This window comes from Streptomyces sp. NPDC088387, assembly GCF_044753385.1.
In the GTDB taxonomy this organism is placed as follows: domain Bacteria; phylum Actinomycetota; class Actinomycetes; order Streptomycetales; family Streptomycetaceae; genus Streptomyces.
Genome location: NZ_JBIVNC010000010.1, coordinates 241610 through 259285, shown reverse-complemented (window position 1 = coordinate 259285; position 17676 = coordinate 241610). Strand labels below are relative to the sequence as shown.

The 17676-nt window shown below is 73.0% G+C and carries 13 protein-coding genes; 10 read left to right on the top strand and 3 right to left on the bottom strand.

All coding sequences use genetic code 11. The annotated features are described in order from the left end of the window. Positions 1-116: 116 nt before the first annotated feature. The 5 genes from ACIQAC_RS26730 (at position 117) to nudC (ending at position 10524) form a co-directional block, all read left to right on the top strand. Complete coding sequence (locus ACIQAC_RS26730; RefSeq protein ID WP_402194943.1) at positions 117-503, top strand: MGMT family protein; 387 nt, start codon at positions 117-119, stop codon at positions 501-503. 305 nt (positions 504-808) lie between these two features. After that, positions 809-4294, top strand: coding sequence for an ATP-dependent helicase (locus ACIQAC_RS26725; RefSeq protein WP_402194941.1), 3486 nt, complete (start codon positions 809-811; stop codon positions 4292-4294). Between the two features lie 91 nt (positions 4295-4385). Further along, the gene (locus ACIQAC_RS26720; protein ID WP_402194938.1) at positions 4386-8012 is read left to right on the top strand and encodes a UvrD-helicase domain-containing protein; all 3627 of its coding nucleotides are present in this window, start codon (positions 4386-4388) and stop codon (positions 8010-8012) included. Positions 8013-8022: 10 nt separating this feature from the next. Beyond that, on the top strand, positions 8023-9426 hold the full coding sequence (locus ACIQAC_RS26715) for a dipeptidase (protein ID WP_402194937.1): 1404 nt from the start codon (positions 8023-8025) through the stop codon (positions 9424-9426). A gap of 153 nt (positions 9427-9579) precedes the next feature. Next, positions 9580-10524, top strand: a complete 945-nt coding sequence (gene nudC / locus ACIQAC_RS26710; RefSeq protein ID WP_402194936.1) for an NAD(+) diphosphatase — start codon at positions 9580-9582, stop codon at positions 10522-10524. Between the two features lie 66 nt (positions 10525-10590). On the opposite strand, the gene ACIQAC_RS26705 is transcribed toward nudC, so the two are convergent. Further along, positions 10591-10845, bottom strand: coding sequence for a mycoredoxin (locus ACIQAC_RS26705; protein ID WP_402194934.1), 255 nt, complete (start codon positions 10843-10845; stop codon positions 10591-10593). 99 nt (positions 10846-10944) lie between these two features. Between ACIQAC_RS26705 and ACIQAC_RS26700 the strand changes: the two genes are divergently transcribed. From ACIQAC_RS26700 to ACIQAC_RS26680, 5 genes are all read left to right on the top strand, one after another. Next, the gene (locus ACIQAC_RS26700; RefSeq protein ID WP_402194931.1) at positions 10945-13251 is read left to right on the top strand and encodes an ATP-dependent DNA helicase UvrD2; all 2307 of its coding nucleotides are present in this window, start codon (positions 10945-10947) and stop codon (positions 13249-13251) included. 143 nt (positions 13252-13394) lie between these two features. Next, positions 13395-13724 carry a hypothetical protein gene (locus tag ACIQAC_RS26695; protein WP_402194929.1) on the top strand — a complete coding sequence of 110 codons (330 nt, stop codon included), beginning with the start codon at positions 13395-13397 and terminating at the stop codon, positions 13722-13724. Positions 13725-13901: 177 nt separating this feature from the next. Further along, positions 13902-14270, top strand: a complete 369-nt coding sequence (locus ACIQAC_RS26690; protein WP_361264358.1) for a WhiB family transcriptional regulator — start codon at positions 13902-13904, stop codon at positions 14268-14270. Further along, positions 14267-14593, top strand: a complete 327-nt coding sequence (locus ACIQAC_RS26685; protein ID WP_402194928.1) for a hypothetical protein — start codon at positions 14267-14269, stop codon at positions 14591-14593. Before ACIQAC_RS26690 ends, ACIQAC_RS26685 begins: the two co-directional genes overlap by 4 nt. A gap of 136 nt (positions 14594-14729) precedes the next feature. Next, positions 14730-14939, top strand: a complete 210-nt coding sequence (locus tag ACIQAC_RS26680; RefSeq protein WP_402194926.1) for a hypothetical protein — start codon at positions 14730-14732, stop codon at positions 14937-14939. 12 nt (positions 14940-14951) lie between these two features. Here the strand turns inward: ACIQAC_RS26680 and ACIQAC_RS26675 are convergent, their stop codons facing one another. Further along, on the bottom strand, positions 14952-16340 hold the full coding sequence (locus tag ACIQAC_RS26675; RefSeq protein ID WP_402194924.1) for an ABC1 kinase family protein: 1389 nt from the start codon (positions 16338-16340) through the stop codon (positions 14952-14954). After that, entirely contained in the window at positions 16333-17547 is a 1215-nt protein-coding gene (locus tag ACIQAC_RS26670; RefSeq protein WP_402194922.1) for a TOMM precursor leader peptide-binding protein, read from the bottom strand. The genes ACIQAC_RS26675 and ACIQAC_RS26670 overlap by 8 nt, the downstream gene beginning before the upstream one ends. Between the last annotated feature and the right edge of the window lie 129 nt (positions 17548-17676).

Below are 17676 nucleotides of genomic sequence, written 5' to 3'. Positions count from 1 at the left end.
GCATCAGGGTGCAAATGCGGGGGCGCACAGTCTGCCGGAAGCGCTCCCGCGGGGCGAGGGCCACGCTCCGTCGCGAGCCCGTCACATTGTCGGTGGCGTGGGGCAGGATGGGACGAATGAGCGAGGAGAGCCTGCCGGCGGACGCCCGCGCGGAGTACGCGGACGCGCTGCCGGAATACGCCGAGCGGGTCCTTGAGGTGGCCGAGCTGATCCCGCCCGGCCGCGTGATGACGTACGGCGACGTCGCGGAGTGGTTGCAGGAGGGCGGACCGCGCCAGGTCGGCCGGGTGATGGCGCTCTACGGCAGCGCCGTGCCGTGGTGGCGCGTCGTGCGCTCGGACGGCGCCCTGCTGCCCGGACACGAGCTGCGCGCCCTCGACCGGTACAGAACCGAGGGAACGCCTCTCAAGGAGGCGAGCCGGGCCGCCGAGGGCCATGTGCCCCGTATCGATATGAAACGGGCGCGATGGGACGGCGGCGACCACGCGGAGGTTCACACCTGACAGCTTCCGGCATCGAGCGCCGCCATGGGAGACGCGTGATCCGTACGAGGGAAACAGGGCACTTCCGTGACATGACGTACGGTCGTGCGGTGAGAGGCGCGCGTGACGTGTGGGCCGCACGGGAACAACCGGAAGACCGGCCTCCGCCATGCTCGGCGGCGTACCGTCGGCTGCGCGCACCCCACTCACCCCGCGGCCACCGCCCTCCACACCCGGCGGCGACCGCCCCCCGACTCCCTCGCTGAGACGGCACCCACCGCCGCCCGCGACAGAACCGAGCACGACCACCAGGACCGGCGAACCACGTGAGCTCCTCATCCTCCACAAGGCGCCTGCCGCACCTCCAGGTGCGTCAGGGGAACCGTGGCGCTTACCGGCTGGTACGTACCCCACCGGCGCCGCCGGACCCCCCTCGTCTGGACGCCGAACAGCGCGAGGTGGTTGCCCACGACCACGGGCCGCTGCTCGTCCTCGCAGGTCCCGGCACCGGGAAGACCACCACGCTGGTGGAGTCGGTGGCCGCCCGCATCGCGCGCGGAGCCGACCCCGAGCGGATCCTCGTCCTGACCTTCAGCCGCAAGGCCGCCGTCGAACTCCGCGACCGGATGGCCCTGCGCATAGGAGCCGCACAGGCGCCGCAGGCGACCACCTTCCACTCGTTCTGCTACGCCCTGGTCCGCGCCCACCAGGACAGCGAACTGTTCGTCGAACCCCTGCGGCTGCTCTCCGGCCCCGAGCAGGACGTCGCCGTCCGCGAGCTCCTCGCGGGCCAGGCCGACCTGGAGCGGCTCGGTCTCGCCCACGTGCGCTGGCCCGACGAGCTGCGCGCCTGCCTGACCACCCGCGGCTTCGCCGACGAGGTCCGCGCGGTGCTCGCCCGCAGCCGCGAGCTGGGCCTCGGCCCCGCCGCCCTGGACGCCTTCGCCCGCCGCATCGGACGCCCCGACTGGAGCGCCGGCGCCGCCTTCCTCGCCGAGTACCTCGACGTGCTCGACCTCCAGGGCGTCATCGACTACGCCGAACTGGTGCACCGCGCGGTGCTCCTCGCCCACCGCGCGGACGTCGCGCAGCGACTCGCCACGCAGTACGACGCCGTCTACGTCGACGAGTACCAGGACACCGACGCCGCCCAGGTCCGGCTGCTGCACGCGCTGGCCGGCGGAGGCCGCACCCTGGTCGGCTTCGGCGACCCCGACCAGTCGATCTACGCCTTCCGGGGCGCCGACGTGAACGGCATCCTCGAGTTCCCGCGGGACTTCCCCCGCGCGGACGGCCGCCCCGCCCCCGTCGAGGTGCTGGGCACCTCCCGCCGCTCCGGCGCCGCCCTGCTGACCGCCACGCGCCTGCTGACCCGGCGTATGCCGCTGACCCGGCTGCCCGCCGACAAGGTGCGCGCCCACCGCGAACTCGCCCCCGTGCGCGACGGCGGTCGCGTCGACGTCTTCACCTACCCGACCGCCGGCACCGAGCTGGACAACATCGCCGACATCCTGCGCCGGGCACACCTGGAGGACGGTCTCCCCTGGCGGGACATGGCCGTCCTGGTGCGCGCGGGCTCCCGGACCATCCCGACCGTCCGCCGCGCGCTGACCTCCGCCGGCGTGCCCCTCGACATCGACGGCGACGACGCACCCCTGCGCCACGAACCCGCGGTGGCCCCTCTGCTGACAGCCCTCCGCGCGGTGGCGACGGCGGAGGCGGGGGAGCGGGAGGAGGAGCCCCGGACTCCGGAGGAGGCGGGCGCCACGGAGGCGGGTGAGCCGGCCGCCGAGGAGGCGGGTGGGCCGGCCGTCGAGGTGGCGGGTGAGCCGGCCGTCGAGGTGGCGGGGGAGCAGGGGGGCGGTTCCGGGGCGCTGGACGAGGTGGCCAACGCGGAGGCGGACGAGCCGGCCGCCGGGGAGGCGGGCGAGCCGTCCTGCTGGCTCGACACCGAAACCGCGCTCACCCTCCTCGCCTCCCCCCTCGCCGGTATGGACGCCGCCGATCTGCGCCGCCTCGGGCGGGCCCTGCGCGACGAGGAGCGGGCCGCCGGGAACGCGCTGCCGCCGCCCTCGGACGAGCTGCTCGCGCGGGCCCTCGCGGAGCCGGAGCGGCTCGCCGTGCACGACCCGGTCTACGCGCGCGGTGCCCAGCGCCTCGGCGCGCTGCTGCGTACCGCGCGTGAGCGCCTGGCGGGCGGCGGTACGGCCGAGGAGGCGCTGTGGGACCTGTGGGACGGCACCCCGTGGCCCGCGCGCCTGGAGCGGACCGCCCGCCGGGGCGGCGCGGCCGGCCGCAACGCGGACCGCGACCTGGACGCCGTGTGCGCGCTCTTCGCGACGGCCACGCGCGCGGAGGAGCGCACCGGAGGCCGTGGCGCGCTGAACTTCCTGGAGGAGATCGACGCCGAGGACATCGCCGCCGACACGCTCACCCGGCGTGCCGTGCGCCCCGACGCCGTCCGCCTGATGACCGCACACCGCTCCAAGGGCCTCGAATGGCGGCTGGTCGTCGTCGCCGGGGTGCAGGAGGGGCTGTGGCCGGACCTGCGCCGCCGCGGCTCCCTGCTGGAGGCCGACCGGATCGGCCGCGACGGACTCGCCGAACCCCTCACCCCGGGCGCCCTGCTCACCGAGGAACGCCGCCTCTTCTACGTCGCCGCCACGCGCGCGAAGGAGCGACTCGTCGTCACCGCGGTGAAGGCCCCCGCCGACGACGGCGACCAGCCCTCCCGCTTCCTCACCGAACTCGGCGTCGAACCCAGGGACGTCACCGGCCGCCCCCGCCGCCCCCTGTCCGTCGCCGCGCTCGTCGCCGAACTGCGCGCCACCACCGTCGACCCGCGCGTCTCCGACACGCTCAGGGAGGCCGCCGCCCGCCGGCTGGCCCGGCTGGCCGCACTCGCCGACGACGACGGCCGCCCGCTGGTGCCCTCCGCGCACCCCTACCGCTGGTGGGGCATGTTCGAGCCCACCGAGTCCAAGGTGCCGCTGCGCGACCGCGACCAGCCGGTGGTGCTGTCCGGCAGCGCCCTCGACCAGCTCGCCAACACCTGCTCCCTCCAGTGGTTCCTGGGCCGCGAGGTGAAGGCCGACGCGCCCGCGACGGCCGCGCAGGGCTTCGGCAACGTCGTGCACGTCCTCGCCGACGAGGTCGCCTCCGGGCACTCCCCGGCCGACCTCCCCGTCCTGATGGAACGGCTCGACTCGGTGTGGAACGCGCTCGCGTTCGACGCGCCGTGGAAGTCCGCCCAGGAGAAGGACAACGCGCGCGTGGCGCTCGAACGCTTCCTCAAGTGGCATGTGATGGACCGCGCGGGCCGCACCCCTGTGGCGAGCGAGCACGACTTCGATGTCACCCTCGAAGCGGGCGACTACGAGGTGCGCATCCGCGGCCAGATGGACCGCGTGGAGGCGGACGGTGACGGCCGCGCCTATGTCGTCGACTTCAAGACCGGCAAGCAGGCGCCCAGTTCGGCCGAGGTCGCCCGCCACCCGCAGCTCGCGGTCTACCAGCTCGCCGTCCGTGAGGGCGCCGTGGACGAGGCCTTCGACGGCGTACGCCCGCGGCCCGGCGGCGCCGAACTCGTCCAGCTGCGCCAGGGCGCGGCCAAACGCGACGGCGGCGAGACGCTGCCGAAGGTGCAGGCGCAGGAGTCCCTGGAGGGGGAGTGGGTCGGCGAGTTGCTGGCCACCGCCGCCGGCAAGGTCCTCGACGAACGGTTCGTCCCGACCGCCGGCCAGCAGTGCGCGCACTGCGCGTTCCGGGCCTCGTGCAGCGTGCGGCCCGAGGGACGCCACGTGGTGGAGTGACCTACGGCACCACAGGGGATGACCTGCGGTTCCTCCGTCCCGGCGGCCGATCCGGCATCCGTTGTCAGTGCTCGCCGCTAGCCTCTCGGACATGCCCGCACGTATCACCGATCCCGAGCAGCTCAAGGAGCTCCTCGGGATCCCGTTCACCCCGGAGCAGACAGCCTGCATCGTCGCACCGCCCGCCCCGCAGGTGATCGTGGCGGGCGCGGGCTCCGGCAAGACGACGGTGATGGCGGCCCGCGTGGTGTGGCTCGTCGGCACCGGACAGGTCGCCCCCGAGCAGGTGCTCGGCCTCACCTTCACCAACAAGGCGGCGGGCGAACTCGCCGAGCGTGTCCGCAAGGCGCTGGTCAGGGCGGGCGTCACCGACCCGGACGCCATCGACCCGGACAACCCGCCGGGCGAGCCGGTCATCTCCACCTACCACGCCTTCGCGGGCCGGCTGCTGACCGACCACGGCCTGCGCATCGGCCTGGAACCGTCCTCCCGCCTCCTCGCCGACGCCACCCGCTTCCAGCTCGCCGCGCGTGTCCTGCGCGAGGCCCCGGGCCCCTACCCGGCGCTCACCCGCTCCTTCCCGGACCTCGTCAGCGACCTCCTCACCCTCGACTCCGAGCTGGCCGAACACCTCGTACGGCCGGAGAGCCTGCGCGCGTGGGACGCCGAACTGCTGCTCGCCGTCCAGAGTGCCCGGCTCACCAACGCCGACCTGCGCAAGGTCCCCGAGACGGCCGCCGCCCGCCGCGAACTCGCCGAACTGGTGGTGCGCTACCGCGCGGCCAAGCGCGAGCGCGACCTGCTCGACTTCGGCGACCAGATCGCCCTCGCCGCCCGGCTCGGCGGGCTCCCCGAGGTGGGCCACATCCTGCGCGACGAGTTCCGCGTGGTGCTCCTAGACGAGTACCAGGACACGTCCGTCGCCCAACGCGTCCTCCTGGCGGGCCTGTTCGGCGGCGGCACCGGCCACCCCGTGACCGCCGTCGGCGACCCCTGCCAGGCGATCTACGGCTGGCGCGGCGCCTCCGTCGCCAACCTCGACGACTTCCCCGAGCACTTCGCCCGCTCCGACGGCGGCCCCGCGACCCGCCAGGCCCTCAGCGAGAACCGCCGCAGCGGCGGCCGCCTCCTCGACCTCGCCAACGGCCTCGCCGAACCGCTGCGCGCCATGCACGCGGGCGTGGAGGCCCTGCGCCCTGCCCCCGGCGCCGAACGCGACGGCCAGGTCCACTGCGCCCTGCTGTCCACCCACGCCGAGGAGATCGACTGGCTCGCCGACTCCCTCGCCCACCTCGTGCGCACCGGCACGGCGCCCGGCGAGATCGCCGTCCTGTGCCGCACGGCGGGCGACTTCGCCGAGATCCAGGGCGCACTCGTCGCCCGCGACGTCCCCGTCGAGGTCGTTGGCCTCTCCGGGCTGCTCCGCCTGCCCGAGGTCGCCGACCTCGTCGCCGTCTGCGAGGTCCTCCAGGACCCCGGCGCCAACGCCTCCCTGGTCCGGCTGCTGACCGGCCCGCGCTGGCGCATCGGCTCCCGCGACCTCGCCCTCCTGGGCCGCCGCGCCCGGCTGCTCGTCTCCTACGCGCGCGTAGGAGACGACGACGATCCCGACCGCCGGCTCGCCGAGGCCGTCGAGGGGATCGACCCGGCGGAGGTGATCTCCCTCGCGGACGCCCTGGACACGTTCCTGGAGTCACCCCTGGAGGGCGGGGACGACGACGGGCTGCCGTTCTCGCCGGACGCGCGCGTGCGGTTCGCCCGGCTCGCCGCCGAACTGCGCGACCTGCGCCGCTCGCTGTCCGACCCGCTCATGGACGTCCTGCACCGCGTCCTCGCCGTCACCGGCCTGGAGGTCGAACTCTCCGCGTCCCCGCACGCGCTGGCCGCCCGCCGCCGCGAGACCCTCTCCAACTTCCTGGACGTCGCCGCGTCCTTCGCCGCCGGCGACGGCGAGGCCACCCTCCTGGCCTTCCTGGGCTTCCTGCGCACCGCCGCCCAGTACGAGAAGGGCCTCGACAACGCGCTGCCGGGCGGCGAGAACACCGTCAAGGTGCTCACCGCGCACCGGTCCAAGGGCCTGGAGTGGGACGTCGTCGCCGTCCCCGGCCTGGTCACCGGCACCTTCCCCAGCGGCCAGGGCCGCGAGAAGTGGACCGCCCAGGCCAAGGTGCTGCCGCACGAGCTGCGCGGCGACGCCGACACGCTCCCCGACATCAGGACGTGGGACGCGCGCGGTATGAAGGACTTCCACGAGGCGATGAAGGACCACCAGCACACCGAGGAACTCCGCCTCGGCTACGTGACCTTCACCCGCCCCCGCTCCCTCCTCCTCGGCTCCGGCCACTGGTGGGGCCCCACCCAGAAGCGCCGCCGCGGCCCCTCCGACTTCCTCATGGCGCTGTACGACCACTGCGCCGACGGAAACGGGGAGATCGACGCCTGGGCCGACGAACCCGCGGAGGACGAGGAGAACCCCGCCCTCCACCAGCAGACCGCCGACCAGGTGTGGCCCCTGCCCCTGGACGACGTCGCCCTCGTCAGGCGCCGCGCCGCCGCCGCGACGGTCCTCGCCCACCTCGACGACATCGCCGCCCGCGAAACCGCCCACCGCGCGGCGGAACACGACCCCGACACCTACGACGACCCGGACTGGCCCACCGCACCCGACGACGACGCGACGACGCACGGGGAGGACGGGGGACACGGGGACGACCGGGTGTACGGGGAGGAGTACGAGGACGACGTCCCGTACGGCGAGTCTCCTCACGACCACGTCCCGTACAGCGAGTCGTCCCACGACCACGTCCCGCACGACGAGTCGTCCCACGACCACGTCCCGTACGGCGAGTCGCCCCACGACAACGAGCCACCGGGCACCGAGCCCGACGACGACCCCGCCGGCTGGGACTCCTGGGACACCCGCCGCCCCACCGTCCCGCACCAGACGCCGAAGCCGGAACAGGCCACCCGGCCCCGTCCTGCGCGGCTCACTCCGGAGGAGGCCCGGCTCGTCGCCTCCTGGGACCGCGATCTCGACGCCCTCACCGGCGAGCTGCTGCGCGCGCGGGAGCGGGTCACCGATGTCCCGCTGCCGTCCTCGCTGACCGCGTCGCAGGTCATGCGGCTCGCCGACGACCCCGACGGGTTCGCGCAGGAGCTGGCCCGCCCCATGCCGCGCCCCCCGCAGCCCGCGGCCCGCCGGGGCACCCGCTTCCACGCCTGGGTGGAGGCCCGTTTCGAGGAACTGACCCTGCCCATGCTCGGCCCCGACGAACTGCCCGGCGGCGACGCCGAGATCGCCGACGAACGCGACCTGGAGGCCCTCAAGGAGGCCTTCGACCGCACCGAGTACGCCCACCGCACGCCCTACCGCGTGGAGGCGCCCTTCCAGCTCGGCATCGCGGGCCGCGTGATCCGCGGCCGTATCGACGCCGTCTACCGGGAGGGCGACGGCGACACGGCGACGTACGAGATCGTCGACTGGAAGACCGGGCGCGGCCGCACCGCGGACCCGCTCCAGCTCGCCCTGTACCGGCTCGCGTGGGCCGAACAGCAGGGTGTACCACCGGAGTCGGTGACGGCCGCCTTCGTGTACGTGCGTACCGGAGACGTCGAACGGCACGACGCCCTGCCGGACCGGGCCGCGCTGGAGTCCTTGCTGCTCGGCGAGGAGCCCGGTGACGAATCGCACGGTCGGGCTGTCACTGTGGGCCGATAGGCTCGTGACCATGAGCCACACCCCGGACAGCGCCGTCCGCGCGTACATCGACGACCACCGCGAAAGCTTCCTCGACGATCTCGCGGAGTGGCTGCGCATCCCCTCGGTGTCCGCCCAGCCCGCGCACGCGGACGACGTCCGGCGCAGCGCCGACTGGCTCGCCGCCAAGCTGACCGAGACCGGGTTCCCGGTCGCCGAGGTCTGGCCGACGCCCGGCGCCCCCGCCGTCTACGCGGAGTGGCCCAGCGACGACCCACAGGCGCCCACGGTCCTCGTCTACGGCCACCACGACGTACAGCCCGCGGCCCGCGAGGACGGCTGGGACAGCGACCCCTTCGAACCGGTCGTCCGGGAGAACCGGCTCTACGCGCGCGGGGCGGCCGACGACAAGGGCCAGGTGTTCTTCCACACACTCGGCGTCCGCGCCCACCTCGCCGCGACCGGGCGCACGGCCCCCGCGGTGCATCTGAAGCTGCTCGTCGAGGGCGAGGAGGAGTCCAGCTCGCCGCACTTCCGCGCCCTGGTCGAGGAGCGGGCCGAGCGGCTCGCCGCCGACGCCGTGATCGTCTCCGACACGGGCATGTGGTCCGCCGACACCCCCACCGTCTGCACCGGCATGCGCGGCCTCGCCGAGTGCGAGATCAGGCTCTTCGGCCCCGACCAGGACATCCACTCCGGGTCCTTCGGCGGCGCCGTGCCCAACCCGGCGACCGCCCTGGCCCGCCTGGTCGCCGCCCTGCACGACGAGCACGCGCGCGTGGCCGTCCCCGGCTTCTACGACGGCATCGTCGAGCTCACCGACCGCGAGCGCGAACTCTTCGCCGAGCTGCCCTTCGACGAGCGGAGCTGGCTGCGCACCGCCAAGTCGCACGCCACCCTCGGCGAGGCCGGACACACCACGCTCGAACGCATCTGGGCCCGCCCGACCGCCGAGGTCAACGGCATCGGCGGGGGCTACCAGGGCCCCGGCAGCAAGACCGTCGTACCGTCCGACGCCATGGTCAAGCTGTCCTTCCGGCTGGTCGCCGGCCAGGACCCCGACCACGTCGAGAAGGCCGTCCGCGCGTGGGCCGCCCAGCAGCTGCCCGACGGAATCCGGCACGAGATCTTCTTCAGACCGGCCACCCGCCCGTGTCTGACCCCGCTGGACCACCCGGCCGTGCAGTCCGTGGTCCGTGCCATGAGCCGCGCCTTCGAGCAGCCGGTGCGCTTCACCCGTGAGGGCGGTTCCGGACCGGCCGCCGACCTCCAGGAGGTGCTTGACGCCCCCGTGCTGTTCCTGGGCATCTCCATCCCCTCCGACGGCTGGCACGCCCCCAACGAGAAGGTGGAGCTCGATCTGCTCCTCAAGGGCGTCGAGACCACGGCGTACCTCTGGGGCGACCTTGCCGAGCACTGGCGTCATGAGCCCTGACCGGCCCGCGCCGTCCGAAACGGCCGCACGCGCGGGGCACACTGGAAGGACCGCCCCGCGCACCGCCCCGACGGACAAGGCCACCTCCTGCCGTACGTCCCGCCGAACCACCCGCCGAAACGAACCGTTCCACAGGGGGAGTTGGAAGCACCCGTGACCACCTGGACCGACCACACCGCCGACCGCCCCATCTCGCTCACCGCCCCCAGTGGCATCGACCGCGCCGCGCACCACCGGCTCGACGAGGCCTGGCTCGCGGCGGCGTGGAGTCACCCGTCCACCCGCTGTTTTGTGGTCTCCGGCGGCCAGGTCCTGATAGACGAGACACCCGAGGGCCGCACCGAACTCGTCATGACCCCGTCGTTCGAGGCACCCCTCACCGAGGCGCACCGCTACTTCCTGGGCATCGACGACGACGGCGTCAGCTACTTCGCGCTCCAGAAGGACGCCCTGCCCGGCCGTATGGACCAGTCCGCGCGCCCGGCCGGCCTGCGCGAGGCCGGACTGCTGCTGTCCCCGCGCGACGCCGGACTCATGGTGCACGCGGTCGGCCTGGAGAACTGGCAGCGCACCCACCGCTTCTGCTCCCGCTGCGGCGAGCGCACGGTGATCGCCGCCGCCGGACACATCCGCCGCTGCCCCGCCTGCGGCGCCGAGCACTACCCGCGCACCGACCCCGCCGTGATCATGGCGGTCACCGACGAGGACGACCGGCTCCTGCTCGGCCGCCAGGTGCACTGGCCCGAGGGCCGCTTCTCGACGCTGGCCGGATTCGTCGAGCCCGGCGAGTCCATCGAGCAGTCCGTGCGCCGCGAGGTCTTCGAGGAGGCCGGCGTCACCGTCGGACAGGTCGAGTACGTCGCCAGCCAGCCGTGGCCGTTCCCGTCCAGCCTCATGCTGGGCTTCATGGCCCGCGCCACCACCACGGAGATCAACGTCGACGGCGACGAGATCGGCGAGGCCCGCTGGTTCTCCCGCGACGAGCTGGGCGCCGCCTTCGACTCCGGCGAGGTGCTCCCGCCGTACGGGATCTCGATCGCCGCCCGCCTGATCGAGCTCTGGTACGGCAAGCCGCTGCCGACCCGCAGCTTCGCCTGACCCGGCCGCGGACGCGGAACGGCCCCCTTCGGCAGTCACCGAAGGGGGCCGTGAGCCGTGCCGGCGTCAGACCGCGAGGGCCTGCTTCACCTGGGCGAGGCTCGGGTTGGTCATCACGACCTCGTTACCACCGGAGGCAATTACACGCACGGTCGGAACTGTCTGATTCCCGCCGTTCGCCTTCTCCACGAAGGCGGCGGACTCGGGGTCCTGCTCGATGTTGATCTCGTTGTACGCGATGCCCTCGCGGTCCAGCTGGCTCTTCAGCCGACGGCAGTAGCCGCACCACGTGGTGCTGTACATCGTCACAGTGCCCGACATGTCTCTCGTGCTCCTTCGTCGGTTCCGGGGAACGGGTGCTCGCGCTGATGGAACGTACGCGACCGGGCTGCCATTCCCACAGGGGGTATCGGTACGGAGGTGACGCCTGCCGCATTAGTACGACTGCGTGCGTCCCCCTGTGGACAACCGACTCATCCGTCTCCGGCGACCTGGCAGCATGGCGGTGTGACAGCAGCAACGCACTCCACCCTCTTCCCGCGGGTACCGGACACCCCCGACGCGGTGCTCGACGGACTCGACCCCGAGCAGCGCGAAGTGGCCACCGCCCTGCACGGTCCGGTGTGCGTCCTGGCCGGAGCAGGTACGGGCAAGACGCGGGCCATCACCCACCGCATCGCCTACGGGGTGCGCGCGGGGATCCTCCAGCCGTCCAGCGTGCTCGCCGTCACCTTCACCAACCGCGCCGCAGGGGAGATGCGCGGCCGGCTGCGGATGCTCGGCGCGCAGGGCGTCCAGGCCCGCACCTTCCACTCCGCCGCCCTGCGCCAGCTCCAGTACTTCTGGCCGAAAGCCGTCGGTGGTGGCATGCCGCGGCTCGTCGACCGCAAGGTCCAGCTCGTCGCCGACGCGGCCGCCGCCTGCCGCGTCCGCCTCGACCGAGGTGAACTGCGGGACGTCACCGCCGAGATCGAATGGTCGAAGGTCACCCAGACCGTGCCCGCCGACTACGCCCGCGCGGCCGTGAAGGCGGGCCGCGACACGCCCCGCGACCCGGCCGAGATCGCCCAGCTCTACTCGGCCTACGAGGACCTCAAGCGGGCCCGCGCGGTCATCGACTTCGAGGACGTACTGCTGCTGACCGTGGCCATCCTCCAGGACCGCCACGACATCGCCGACCAGGTCCGCGCCCAGTACCAGCACTTCGTCGTCGACGAGTACCAGGACGTCAGCCCGCTCCAGCAGCGGCTGCTCGACCTGTGGCTCGGCGACCGGGACGACCTGTGCGTGGTCGGCGACGCCAGCCAGACGATCTACTCCTTCACCGGAGCCACCCCCGACCATCTGCTCGACTTCCGCACCCGCCACCCCGGCGCCACCGTCGTCAAGCTCGTCCGCGACTACCGCTCCACCCCCCAGGTCGTCCACCTCGCCAACGGCCTGCTCGCCCAGGCCCGCGGACGGGCCGCCGACCACCGGCTGGAACTGATCTCCCAGCGGCCCGCCGGTCCCGAACCCGTCCACACCGAGTACAGCGACGAACCCGCCGAGGCCGAGGGCGCCGCCCACCGCATCCGCGCGCTGCTCGACTCCGGCGTCCCGGCCGGCGAGATCGCCATCCTGTTCCGCACCAACGCCCAGTCGGAGACCTACGAACAGGCCCTCGCGGACGCCGGCATCCCCTACCAGCTGCGGGGCGCCGAGCGCTTTTTCGACCGCCCCGAGGTGCGCAAGGCCGGAGTCGCGCTGCGCGCCGCCGCCCGGTTCGGGGGCAACGACTCCCTGCTGGACGAGGCCGTCGACCTGCCCTCCCAGGTCCGTGCCGTGCTCTCGGGCGAGGGCTGGACCGCACAGCCCCCGGCCGGCTCCGGGGCCGTCAGAGAGCGCTGGGAGTCCCTCGCCGCGCTGGTGAACCTCGCGCACGACTTCGCCGCCGCGAGAGCCGACGCCACCCTCGGCGACCTCGTGGCGGAACTCGACGAGCGGGCCGGCGCCCAGCACGCCCCGACCGTGCAGGGCGTCACCCTGGCCTCCCTGCACTCCGCCAAGGGCCTGGAGTGGGACGTCGTGTTCCTCGTCGGCGTCGCCGAGGGCATGATGCCGATCACCTACGCCAAGACCGACGAGCAGATCGAGGAGGAGCGTCGCCTCCTCTACGTCGGAGTGACCCGCGCCCGCGAGCGCCTCCACGTCTCCTGGGCGCTCTCCCGCTCACCGGGCGGCCGGGCCAACCGCCGCGCCAGCCGCTTCCTCGACGGGCTGCGCCCCGGCTCCGCCGCCGTGGCGGGCCGCGCCGGGGCGGGCGGGCCGGGCGGCGTCGAGCGCGGAGTGCCCGGCGGCCCCGCCGGTGTCGTCCCCAGACGCACCCGGCGGACCCCCGCCCGGTGCCGGGTCTGCGGACGCACCCTCACCGAGGCCGGTGAGATGAAGCTGATGCGCTGCGAGGACTGCCCGTCCGACATGGACGAGGGTCTCTACGAGAGGCTGCGCGAGTGGCGTGCGGACATCGCCCGGCGCAGCGGCCAGCCCGCCTTCTGCGTCTTCACCGACAAGACCATGATCGCGATCGCCGAGACCGGCCCCGAGGACGAGGCCGAGCTCGCCAGGATCCCCGGCGTCGGGATGCGCAAGCTCCACCGCTACGGGACCGACGTCCTGGCCATCTGCGCAGGCCGGGCCCCGGAGGGGACCGAGGACGAGGCTGATACGAACTCGTCGAAAAAATAGTTTGCGCATGCCCCGGCAATCCCCATAGGTTCTTAGCCACGGGAACGGAGGCCTTCTCGAAGGCCCCGATTCCGTGTTGTAATCACATATCCGCTTGGGTTGGTTCATCCCAGCCCTCGATACGCCGAGAGGAGGCGAGTCCAGTGATCAGCATCAACACCAGCTTCAGCAGCCCGGTCAAAATGACCGATCGCTCGGCCGTCTCCCTGTGCATGCTCGGCGTTTCGAACCTGGGCACCGGTCTGTCCGGCATCCGTGCCGCACGTCCGGCCGCCTCCCTGTCTCTGCCTCTCGCGGGCCTTCCCGTCCGTGAGCGCAATGAGCGACCGAGCAAGGCACTGGAAGCAGCCGTAGAGGCACAGGCGAAGGCCTATGCCTTTGCAGCGACCGGTGCCGGATTCCGGAAGCAGACGACCCAGCACCACACGATGTGGGCCTTCCGTGGGCCAGACCCCTGGAGTGATCCAGCCTGATCTCTGATCAGGCCGGCGCCTTCCAGGGCCGCGGAACCCCATCCGGGATCCGCGGCCCTTCTGTTTTCCCCGAACGGGGAGAGCAGGCCGAAGGGGCCTCGGGACAAGAAAAGAACCCGGTACCAAGCCGACACCCGGCCCAACAGGGCCCGGACCGACAGACGAGGAAGACCAACCGTGCAACTCGAAGCGCACGCCCCGTCCGTACCGCCTTCCGAAACGATCCCCCCGCCCGGCCTCACGGAGGACTCCACCTTGACCCCGCTCACTGCGCTCACCGCGCTCGACGACGCCATCGAGAACCTCGGCGTACCCGTCCCCTGCCGTTCCTACGACCCGGAGTTCTTCTTCGCCGAGTCCCCGGCCGATGTCGAGTACGCCAAGTCGCTCTGCCGCACCTGCCCGCTGATCGAGGCCTGCCTCGCCGGCGCGAAGGAGCGGCGTGAGCCCTGGGGCGTCTGGGGTGGAGAGCTGTTCGTCCAGGGTGTTGTCGTCGCCCGGAAGCGGCCGCGTGGCCGCCCGCGCAAGAACCCGGTCACGGCATGAACACCATCGCAGGAACGATCGACCGCCCCTTTACGCACGACCCCCAGAAGCAGGCCCCGATGAAGCCGTCCCCCAACGAGCCCACCGGCTCCGCGACAGAAGACGTCACCACCACCGGTGCGAACGACTCGCGCCAGAACAGGACCCGCGAGATGCAACTCATCCCAGAAGCCCTGGCTCGTGCGCATATGCACGACCGCCTGCGTGACGCGGAGCAGGAGCGCCGGGCCATGAACCTGGCCGCCGCCCGCCGTATGCAGCGCCGGGCGGAGCGCGCCTCCCTGCGCGCCCGCCGTGCGCTGGCGATCGCCGTCATGCAGTAACCCACCCACACTCGAAGCGGTGGCCTCCCGGACCGGGAGGCGAAGGCTTCTCGCGGGGGCCGGTCCGTCCGAACGGACCGGCCCCCGCGGTGCGTTGTGTTCCGGTATTCCCCGGGGGCGGAGATATCGTCGCCGGGTGAAGAGTCGTGCCGGAGGCAGTGACCAAGGCGGCCGGGCCGGGCAGCCGCAGACCCTCGTGTGTGCCCGCTGCGGCACCCCTGCCGAGGGCCCGCAGCCCACATGGACCTGCTCCGTGGAGCACGGTGTCCGCAACTACTTCTGCGACAGCTGCTCGAGAGACAACCTCAGAGCGATCGAGGGACGGCTGGACTCGGCCTGGTGGTAGCCGCGGTTCCGCTCAGGCCTCCGCCGCGGCCTCATCGGTGCTCTCGGTGTTCTCAGTGTTCTCGGTGTTCTCGGACACGAAGCCCGGCAGCCACTCCTCCAGCTCCTCGCGCAGCCGGACCGTCGCGTTCAGCTGGCACAGCACCCCGATCGTGCTCAGCGTGACGCGGTGTATCAGCAGGTACGCCGGCGGCAGGTTGAGCTGCTTGCCCAACTGGTAGGCGGGGGAGCGGACGTCGGCGACACGGGCCGCCTGGCTGCGCATCCAGCCGCGCGTGAAGGTGAACGAGTCGACCAGGGCCGGCTCGATGATCGGCAGCAGGTAGTCCAGGACGGCGTCCGGGTCGAGCTCTATCGAGTCCTTCACAAAACCCTCGGAGCACAGCAGCTCGTAGACCGCCTCCGCCTCGCCGTTCAGCGTCAGGCGCAGGCTGTGGCCGATCGGGGCCGGCAGTCCGCCGGGGAGCCGGTCGACCGTGCCGAAGTCCAGGACACCAAGACGCCAGTCGTCCTCGCCGTCCGGGCCGCCCGGCAGCAGCCGGAAGTTGCCGGGGTGCGGATCGGCGTGCAGCAGACCCGTGCGGGCCGGGCCTGAGAACAGGAAGCGGGCCAGCAGCTGGCCGGCGCGGTCGCGCTGCTCCTCGGTGCCGTCCGAGATGATCTCCGACAGGGGGATGCCGTCGATCCACTCGGTGACCAGCACCTGGTCGCACTGGTGGACCACGGCCGGGACGACGACGTCGGGGTCGTCGGCGAACTCGTCGGCGTGCGCCTGCTGGGCCTGCGCCTCCAGCTCGTAGTCCAGTTCCTCGGAGACCCGGTCGCGCAGCTCCGCGATCAGCGGCTTGATGTCCATCCCCGGGATGAGCGGCCCCAACAGCCGGGAGAAACGGCTCAGTTGGTTCAGGTCGGACAGCAGGGCCTCGCCGGCCCCCGGGTACTGCACCTTGACCGCGACCTCGCGCCCGTCCCGCCACACACCCCGGTGCACCTGGCCGATCGAGGCCGCCGCGGACGGCTTCTCCTCGAACTCCAGGAACAGCTCACGCCAGTCGTCGCCGAGCCGCTCCGCCAGCACGGCGTGCACGGTCCGGGTCGGCATCGGGGGAGCCGCCTCCTGGAGCTTGGTCAGCGCGGCCCGGTAGGGACCCGCGACCTCCTCGGGCAGGGCGGACTCGAAGACGGACAGGGCCTGCCCGAACTTCATCGCGCCGCCCTTGAGCTCGCCGAGCACCTTGAACAGCTGCTCCGCCGTGCGCTGCTGAAGCTCGCGGCCGACGATCTCCGCCGATTCACCGACGATCCGCTTGCCCAGGCCCCAGGTGGCCCGTCCGGCGAAACCGAGCGGGAGCGCGGCGAGCTTGGCGGTCCGGGTGACCGCCTTCCGGGGAAGATCAGACATGCGCCCTCCAAGTGCCGGACGGCCGCGCCGCGCCTGTCGTACGGCACAACTTCGTTGACGACCGTTGCTCCACCATTGTCTCGTGCGGGTGCCCCTCCTCAGAGGTGTGTTCTGCCTTACCTTTCTCCGCGGCGCCGCACGCGCATGCGGAATGCGGCCAGACCGGTCGGGCATGCCACTGGAGGGCGGGGAGCGAGACCTCCCAGCGGGCGCCCGCACTCGACGGTACGTGGCCGTCCAGGAAGGCGAGCGAGTGGGCCGCCGCCAGCCCCGCGACCGTCGTGGCCAGGGTGAGATCGCAGGCCCGCACCTGCCGCTGCTTTCCGGAGCGCCACTGGGTGACCAGGCGGGGCCAGGTCGGGTCGCGGTCGGTGCGGCCCTCGTGCAGACAGCCCGCGCAGCCGGTCTCGCCGGGCAGGACGAGGGGGCCGACGACACCGGTGGCCTCCACGACACCGGCGTAGAGATGCGGCGTACCGGAAGAGAGGAAGGGGTCGGCGGACTCCGGGGCGGGCGCGTGGACGGCGACGTCGTCCCTCGGGGCGAGGATCACCAGGGACAGTCCCGGGTCGGAGTCCTGCTCGGCCGGGCCGGGGGAGCGCCGCGGGGGCCGGTCCGGTGCGGCCCGGCGTACCGCGCGACGGGCCGATTCCGCCCGGTGCTCCCCGACCGCGTCGGCGGGCAGCCCGCCCGGCGCCACGTCCCACGGCTCCACCTTGCCGATGTCCCGCACGTCGACCTCGCCGACGCCCGCGCCGGACAGCAGCGAGGCCAGCACCGTCCCGACGCGGCCAGCGCCCAGGACCCGGACCCGCATCGAGCGGCGCGCGGCCAGGCGGGCCGGGGCGTCGCCCGGCTCGGACGTGGTCACGGAGAGCGAGGCCAGATCGGGGCGGAGCCGGTCGAGCACGTCCATCTTCTTGCGCAGGGCGTCGGCGGCCGGGCCACCGCCCCGCGCGTCGTCGAGCAGCCCGGACCGCGCGAGCCGGTCCACGAGCGCGTCCACATGGCCGTCCGGCAGATCCATCCGCCGGGCCTCCTCCCGCAGCAGCGGCAGTCCGCGGGTGCCGTTGAGCAGTTCGAGGAAGTGCCCCGTCGCCGGGTCCATCGGGCCCAGGGTCATCGCGTGGGCCGGCGCCATGCCGAACTGCACGGTGCCGAGGTCGCGCCAGCCGCGCCGCAGCGCGGTCTTCACCATCGGATGCATAGCAGGCCCCCGTAGCCCGAGAGGACGAGAAGAGTTCTGGAGGGGGTCGTGGAACCGCCCCGTTCGCCGGTGGAATCACGAGGACCGTCCCCGGTCCGTGCTCCGCCGACGTGACTCAGGATGCCGGGA

Coding starts and splice junctions, on each gene's coding strand:
- ACIQAC_RS26730 (WP_402194943.1), top strand. CDS start 117: ATGAGCGAGGAGAGCCTGCCGGCGGACGCCCGCGCGGAGTACGCGGAC.
- ACIQAC_RS26720 (WP_402194938.1), top strand. CDS start 4,386: ATGCCCGCACGTATCACCGATCCCGAGCAGCTCAAGGAGCTCCTCGGG.
- ACIQAC_RS26715 (WP_402194937.1), top strand. CDS start 8,023: ATGAGCCACACCCCGGACAGCGCCGTCCGCGCGTACATCGACGACCAC.
- ACIQAC_RS26705 (WP_402194934.1), bottom strand. CDS start 10,845: ATGTCGGGCACTGTGACGATGTACAGCACCACGTGGTGCGGCTACTGC.
- ACIQAC_RS26685 (WP_402194928.1), top strand. CDS start 14,267: ATGAACACCATCGCAGGAACGATCGACCGCCCCTTTACGCACGACCCC.
- ACIQAC_RS26675 (WP_402194924.1), bottom strand. CDS start 16,340: ATGTCTGATCTTCCCCGGAAGGCGGTCACCCGGACCGCCAAGCTCGCC.
- ACIQAC_RS26670 (WP_402194922.1), bottom strand. CDS start 17,547: ATGCATCCGATGGTGAAGACCGCGCTGCGGCGCGGCTGGCGCGACCTC.